This window comes from Streptomyces sp. NPDC026062, assembly GCF_055568375.1.
This window is the reverse complement of sequence record NZ_JBVHOQ010000068.1, coordinates 23178-29938: the sequence shown is the minus strand read 5'-3', so window position 1 is coordinate 29938 and position 6761 is coordinate 23178. Positions and strand designations below refer to the sequence as shown.

The 6761-nt window shown below is 68.2% G+C and carries 5 protein-coding genes; 3 read left to right on the top strand and 2 right to left on the bottom strand.

The window, feature by feature from the left end:
- The first annotated feature begins 144 nt into the window (after positions 1 to 144).
- Positions 145 to 1518, top strand: a complete 1374-nt coding sequence (locus ACZ4LX_RS36020) for a hypothetical protein (protein WP_467651254.1) — start codon at positions 145 to 147, stop codon at positions 1516 to 1518.
- Positions 1519 to 1527: 9 nt separating this feature from the next.
- The gene (locus tag ACZ4LX_RS36015) at positions 1528 to 2694 is read left to right on the top strand and encodes a glycosyltransferase family 4 protein (protein WP_467651253.1); all 1167 of its coding nucleotides are present in this window, start codon (positions 1528 to 1530) and stop codon (positions 2692 to 2694) included.
- A 125-nt stretch (positions 2695 to 2819) separates the two neighbouring features.
- Here ACZ4LX_RS36015 and ACZ4LX_RS36010 read toward each other — a convergent pair whose 3' ends face one another.
- Positions 2820 to 4103: a geranylgeranyl reductase family protein gene (locus ACZ4LX_RS36010; RefSeq protein ID WP_467651252.1), complete on the bottom strand. Its 1284-nt coding sequence runs from the start codon at positions 4101 to 4103 to the stop codon at positions 2820 to 2822.
- 96 nt (positions 4104 to 4199) lie between these two features.
- Between ACZ4LX_RS36010 and ACZ4LX_RS36005 the strand changes: the two genes are divergently transcribed.
- Entirely contained in the window at positions 4200 to 4718 is a 519-nt protein-coding gene (locus ACZ4LX_RS36005) for a GNAT family N-acetyltransferase (protein ID WP_467651251.1), read from the top strand.
- Positions 4719 to 4841: 123 nt separating this feature from the next.
- On the opposite strand, the gene ACZ4LX_RS36000 is transcribed toward ACZ4LX_RS36005, so the two are convergent.
- A complete protein-coding gene (locus tag ACZ4LX_RS36000) occupies positions 4842 to 6584 on the bottom strand; it encodes a zinc ribbon domain-containing protein (protein ID WP_467651257.1) in 1743 nt (580 codons plus the stop codon).
- Positions 6585 to 6761 lie beyond the last annotated feature (177 nt).

Sequence of the window (6761 nt, the reverse complement as noted above, 5' to 3'; positions counted from 1 at the left end):
CCTCCTGCGCGTCCGGCGACCAGGTCCGCGCATCCCCCACCAGATCACTCACACACCGTCAACGAGCCTGAACCCAAAGCGTTTCGGATCAATAGCTTCTCGTACTGCCCCGACCCGCACCAATCCTCCATCCCAGGAGTTCTCTTGCGCGCCGAATGGGAACACGCTCACACGGACTACACCATGCTCGCGCAGCGTCAGATTCCTGCCTCGCTGGCCGAGAGCGAGAGCGACTGGCGCCACTATCTGGAGCGCTCAACCCCCAACGGCTGGCTAATCCAGAACAATGCCATGACCGAAGCGCTCGTCAGCGGCAAGCCAATGCACCTGCTGCACGTCACCCGGGACATCGATGCCATCCGCACCAGCCAGCAGTTACACATCTCCACCGGTTGCCTGGTCGGGGCCCTCTACTGCTCGCCTCTCGCCAGTCAGCGCGAGGGGCTGCGTCCCCACAACCTCGGCGCCTACCTGATGCGTACGAAACCCTCCACCACGCCCATGATTTTCGAGGTCGTCCCTGATGCACCGATCCGGCCCAAGGGCGTGGACTACCTGCATCTCGGTGCCATCCACCTGCGTACTCACCTGCGCTACCAGTCCTTCCTCACCCCTGCCGAGAACGACCAGCTCAATCGCACCGTGCTGGCCGGGCTGCGCGCCGCCGCCCCGTTCCTCGACATCGCCCTGCACAACGCCGCCGGCCATGCCACTCCGGCACCTGAGTTCATCGACCAGTTGTCCGATGCGGTGCACGCCGTGCCGTTCCTCGGCTACCTCTACTTCGAGGTTCTGTCCGAATACCTGATGCTCCACTCCACCACTTCGGAAACCAAGGCATATGCCCAGGCCGGAGAGCTGAACAATTGGCTTTACAAACGACTCGCCTTCACCGCCGTGGAAGGCATGACCCGATTGTTCGACCTGGCCCGCTTCAATCCACGTCATCACCGGCTCGTCCAGCTCATCGACGGCATGGAACCGGCTCTCGGACGGGGAGTCGCCGAGTACGTCCGGCGACGACTCTCCCATCTATTTGCACTGACTGCGCTGCACTCGTCCCAGGACGCGACATCGGTAACCTTCCAGGGAGTCGATCTCAGCACGCTCCGAAAGGCCGCACCAGGACTGGTCGGGCAAATGATTTTCCGCGAGATCCGGCACATGCCCCGCTACCACCAGCTATACCACTGCTTCGAAAAATCCAAGGCTCTTGAGGCATGGGACTACTGGAACAACGAAGGAATCCCCACACCCTTCAACGGAGTCCTCCCCAAGGGAGAGATAGGGATAAATCCCGTCTACCCCAGAGCATCAGTCAGGGCATGGGCGGCAGAAATGGATGATAAGGGCTTTTTGCATCCGACCCAGGAGATCGCAGCTGCCTTCACGCCGCACCTGGCGTCATGGTGGGCGCCACCTCGTCAGCGCGGGATCCAGAACGCCACCGATGATTCAAGCGTCGCACCGACCCAGGGCTGCCGATCTCCAATTCAACCTCTCAGTCATCATGGATAGGGTTTCCGCGTGACCATCAAGCGTCTGAACATTCTGACGGGAATCAATCGAACCTCCGCACCTACGTCCGGGAGCATGATCCTCGCCAACGATATCTACAGCGCGATGCCTGAAGTCCACACGACCTTCCTGGGCAGGGCACCGGTAGATCATGCTTGGAAGGCCGCGTTTGATCAGCTGATCACCCTCTCCACGACTAAACACCCTCATGGACCGGGCTTCGCCTCATACGTTGACGAGTTGACGCATGAGGTCGGGGCACTTGTCAAAGAGATCCAGCCGCATGCCATTCACGCTCAGCACCTCGGGTTCGCTCTCAGTCTGGCCTTCGCCCGAACTGCGGAAAATGTTCCGATCATCACCATCTCCCACGGCCCCGACGTAATGGCGGCCGAGCGCAGCACAGGGGAACGCGAGGGCCTCAATGAAGTTGCCGCCGCAAGCGCCGCGATCGTCACCCCGACCCCCGCCCTCGCCGACCGCATCGACCGTCTCACCGGACGCCGATTCACTGATCGCCTCACCGTCATCCCGTGGGGTATCCCTTTGAGGGATACCCGCGTACGCGATCAACCGCCCACCGGCACCGGGCCTCTGTCTCTGGTCCACGCAGGCCGCCTGGACGACAACAAATCTACGATCACCGCTGTCGAAGCACTCTCATTTACCGATCAACCGCATTCTTTGACTGTGATTGGCCAAGGAACCCTGCGGGAGCATCTGGAACAGCGGGCTGCCCAGTTGGGGTTACGGGACCGGGTCCAGTTCGAGCCGTTCATGCCTCGTGCCGAACTGTGGAGCCGCCTGCCAAACTTCGACGCTTTCGTCTTCACGACCAGGGGCACAGAGGCCTTCGGGCTCGTCCTCATTGAGGCCCAGGCCCACGGACTTCCGGTCGCCTACTCCGATCTGCCTGGTGTGAGTGAGATCCTCGGAAACAGTGGATTTCCGAGAACTGGCATTGCCTACACTCCTGGCGACCCGCGCTCCCTGGCCGTGGCCCTGGACGAAATGGGCCAGAACTTCCAAAGACGCAAGGCCCTGGCCAAGGCGGCAGTCAAAAACGCGTGCCGATACGACATCGCCACCACTGGCCGCCGGCTCAGAGAATTGACGCTCCGCGTTATCGCAGATCCCGGCATTTCACGACAGGCCCAAGGAGGATCAGCTCGATGAGCACGGTCGTGGGGTCGAGCGGCCGGCCGAGGGCGCGACTGGGCCGCGTGACCAAGCCGGCGTGACCGGGCGTTCGAGCCCGGCCGAGCGCTTGTCCCCACCCCGCCCATGGCCCTGCCCTGCGCTCACGCCCGCGGCGCCACCTTCGTCAGACCGTTGATGATGCGGTCCATCGCGTCGCCGCCCGTCGGGTCGGTGAGGTTGGCGAGCATCTTCAGGGTGAACTTCATCAGCAGCGGGTGCGTGAGGCCGCGCTGGGTGGCGATCTTCATGATCTTCGGGTTGCCGATCAGCTTCACGAAGGCGCGGCCCATCGTGTAGTAACCGCCGTAGGTCTCCTTGAGCACCTTCGGGTAGTTGTTCAGGGCCAGTTCGCGCTGGGCCGGGGTCGCGCGGGCGTGGGCCTGGACGATGACGTCCGCGGCGATCTGCCCCGACTCCATGGCGTACGCGATGCCCTCGCCGTTGAACGGGTTGACCATGCCGCCCGCGTCACCGACGAGCAGCAGGCCCTTGGTGTAGTGCGGCTGGCGGTTGAACGCCATCGGGAGGGCGGCGCCCCGGATCGGCATCGTCATGTTGTCGGGGGTGTAGCCCCAGTCCTCGGGCATGGAGGCGCACCACGCCTTCAGGACCTCGCGCCAGTCGAGCTCCTTGAAGGCGGCGGAGGAGTTGAGGATGCCGAGGCCGACGTTGGAGGTCCCGTCGCCCATGCCGAAGATCCAGCCGTATCCGGGCAGCAGCCGGTCCTCGGTGCCGCGCCGGTCCCAGAGTTCCAGCCAGGACTCCAGGTAGTCGTCGTCGTGGCGGGGCGAGGTGAAGTACGTACGGACCGCGACACCCATCGGGCGGTCCTCACGGCGGTGCAGGCCCATCGCGACCGAGAGCCGGGTGGAGTTCCCGTCGGCGGCGACGACGAGGGGGGCGTGGAAGGTGACCGGGGTCTTCTCCTCGCCGAGCTTCGCGTGCACGCCGGTGATCCGGCCGGTGCGCTCGTCCTTGATCGGGGCGCCGACGTTGCAGCGCTCGTAGAGCCGCGCGCCGCCCTTCTGCGCCTGGCGGGCCAGCTGCTCGTCGAAGTCGTCCCGCTTACGGACCAGTCCGTAGTCCGGGTACGAGGCGAGATCCGGCCAGTCCAGCTGGAGCCGGACGCCACCGCCGATGATGCGCAGGCCCTTGTTGCGCAGCCAGCCCGCCTCCTCGGAGATGTCGATGCCCATGGAGACGAGCTGCTTGGTGGCGCGCGGGGTGAGGCCGTCGCCGCAGACCTTCTCGCGCGGGAAAGCGGTCTTCTCCAGCAGCAGGACGTCGAGTCCGGCCTTGGCGAGGTAGTAGGCGGTCGTGGAGCCGGCTGGGCCTGCCCCGACGACGATCACATCCGCGCTGTGTTCGGACAGGGGCTCGGTCACGGTCGGATCTCCCGAAGACTCGAATTCGCGTGCCGCGCGGCACATGGCCAGGGCAGTCTATGGGGGCCTGCTGATCAACCTCCGAAGGGCTCCCCGATGTCGCTCGCGCCCCCCGCGCTTCCCGTCGTACAGCTGCGTGTCCCGACCGACGAGGACGCGGTGGCCTGGCACCGCGCCTTCGACGACCCGGAGGTGATGCGGTTCTTCGGCGGCCGTCCGTCCGAACTGTCGATGTACGAGGAGTGGACCGCCCGCCAGCGCCGCCACGACGCGGAACTCGGCTACTGCCTGTGGACCGTGCTGAACGGGAACGGCGAGGTGATCGGTTTCACGGGGGCGCAGCCGTGGCCGCAGAGCGCGTACGGGCCGGTGGGCGAGATCGAGATCGGCTGGCGGCTGACCCGGTCCGCCTGGGGACACGGTTACGTGACCTCGGCCGCGCGCCTCACGCTGGAGCGGCTGCGCGCGGCCGGGGTGGAGCGGGTGGTGGCGACGATCGACGTGCTCAACGAGCGGTCGATCGCCGTGGCCCGGCGCCTCGGCATGGAGGAGGCGGAGAGCTTCACGACGCCGCGGGCGGGCCAGGAGGTGCGGTGCTTCCGGCTCGAACTGTGAGGGTGACGTCCTGATCCTGGGTGGCTCCGAGTCGCTGTGGGGTTGGGACTGGGCGGGTCCGGGTGGCCTGGGTTGGCTCGTGGGTGGCCTGAGCCGGCTCCGGGTGGCCTGGGTGGGCCTGGGTCAGCGGGCCTCGCCCGCCGTCCGGACGGACCTCGCCGACGAGGACCGGCCGGGGGCGTCGGCCTGGCCGGTGGAGGTGTCGGGGGCGTTGACCTGACCGGTGGAGGTGTCGGGGGCGTTGACCTGACCGGTGGAGGTGTCGGGGGCGAACTGTTCGGTGGACGGCTCGCTGCTGCGGACCGGGTCGGGCTTGTTGTCGTCACTGCCTCGGTCCTTCAGCGCCAGCACGCCTGCGGTCACCCCGGCACCGACGAGAAGCGCGGCCGTCAGCGTCGCGCACCAGATGACGACGGACCGCCTGCGGCCGGACGGTTCGGGGGCCGGGGCGGAGGACGGGGCACCTCCTGGGGCCGAGGCATCGCCCGGGGCCGAGGCGGGACCTGGGGCCGGGGCCGAGGCTGGATCTGGGGCCGGGGCCGAGGCCTGCGTGGGACCGTAAGCGGGCTGGTACGGGCCCGGAGCCGCCGGGTACGCCGCAGGGGCCGCCCCCGCTCCGCCCGTCAGCCGCAGCAGATACGGCGCGACGAGCACGGCACCGCCCACCCACAGCAGGCCGAACAGCAGCACCTCCGGCACGTTCAGCGCGAGTTCGGCGGTGCCCCGGTCATCCGGGTCGGAGATGTCGCTGGAGACCCCGCTCAGCCCCGCCAGCACCAGGAGCACCAGCAGGAAAAGTGCGCCCGCGGTGGCCTGTTCGCCCCGGCCCGCCGAGCGGCGCGCGGCCGACAACCCGACCACCAGCGCGCAGACGACACCCGTGGCCAGCGCCCCGGTCAGCGCCCAGCCGCCGAACTCGTCCGCCAGACCGGACAGCCCGAAGCTGTTGTTCCGCAGATCGGAGCCGGAGAGGTCCAGCCACCCCTGAATGTCGTACTCGATGTGGGCGCCCCAGCTCAGGCCGAGCACGTGCACCCCGATGTTGGGCAGCAACGGCAGAGCGATCAGCAAGGACTGGCCGTCGACGTCACCGGCGGTGGCGTACGTGACGAAGCCGATCAGGGAACAGAGCAGCAGTACGGCGCCGAGCGCCCGGACTGCGGAACCGGCGGCCCGCACCAGGATCTGTGCCCCCGGCCGTTCCGCCAGCCACTGGGCCGCCACGTCGCGTTGCAGAACGCCGCCGGTGACCAGCAGCCCCATGACGAGCGCACCGAGGGCGGCGAGGACCGGGGAGGACGAGACCGATACGTCCGCGACCTCGGGCTGCGCGAAGAGTCCGAGGAGCAGGACGGCCGCGGTGGCCACGAGGCTGATCCGTACCGCCGCCTCCAGACCGCCGCCCTGCCTGCGGACCGCACGGGTACCGAGGATCAGCGCACCGATCCAGAGCACGGTGACGGTGAGGGGGACGAGGCCGAGCGTGTAACTGCCCTGGGTGCCCGGGTCCAGGCCGCCGAAGTCCGAGCCGCCGGAACCGTAGCCGTAGTCGTAGTCGGAACCGTAGTCAGGACCGTAATCGGAGCCGTAGTCGGAGCCGTTCCGGCCGCCGGGGCCGGTCGGCCGGACTTCGAAGCCGCCGCCGAACGCCTGGAGCAGCATGGCGAGCGCGATCCGCAGCCGGTCGCTCCAGCCGACGACGACGTCGTCGCCCTGGCCGTACGTCGGGATGGAGAGCGCCACCGCGAGGGCCAGTATCAGTCCGCTCGGCCAGGCGGCCGCCTTCACCGAGCCCGCCCAGTCGCCCCGGAACACGCGGCCGAAGAAGGCGCCGAGCGGTGACGGTCCCGCCGGGACCACGGGCATCGGGGCGTACCCGGGCGCCGGGGGCGGCCCCGCAGCCGGAGCGGACGGGGCCCCGGGAGGAGGCGGTGCAACGGGCGGCGGAGGTGCCATCGGGGCGGATTGCGGGGGTGCCGGGGGCGGGGTCGCCGCGGGCGGGGTCGCCGGTGCGGCGGGCCCCCGCGGGGGCGCCTCGGGCGC

Bases quoted from the DNA above. Each gene is read 5' to 3' on its own strand.
- ACZ4LX_RS36000 (WP_467651257.1), bottom strand. From the start codon at position 6,584: ATGCCCGTGGTCCCGGCGGGACCGTCACCGCTCGGCGCCTTCTTCGGC.
- ACZ4LX_RS36005 (WP_467651251.1), top strand. From the start codon at position 4,200: ATGTCGCTCGCGCCCCCCGCGCTTCCCGTCGTACAGCTGCGTGTCCCG.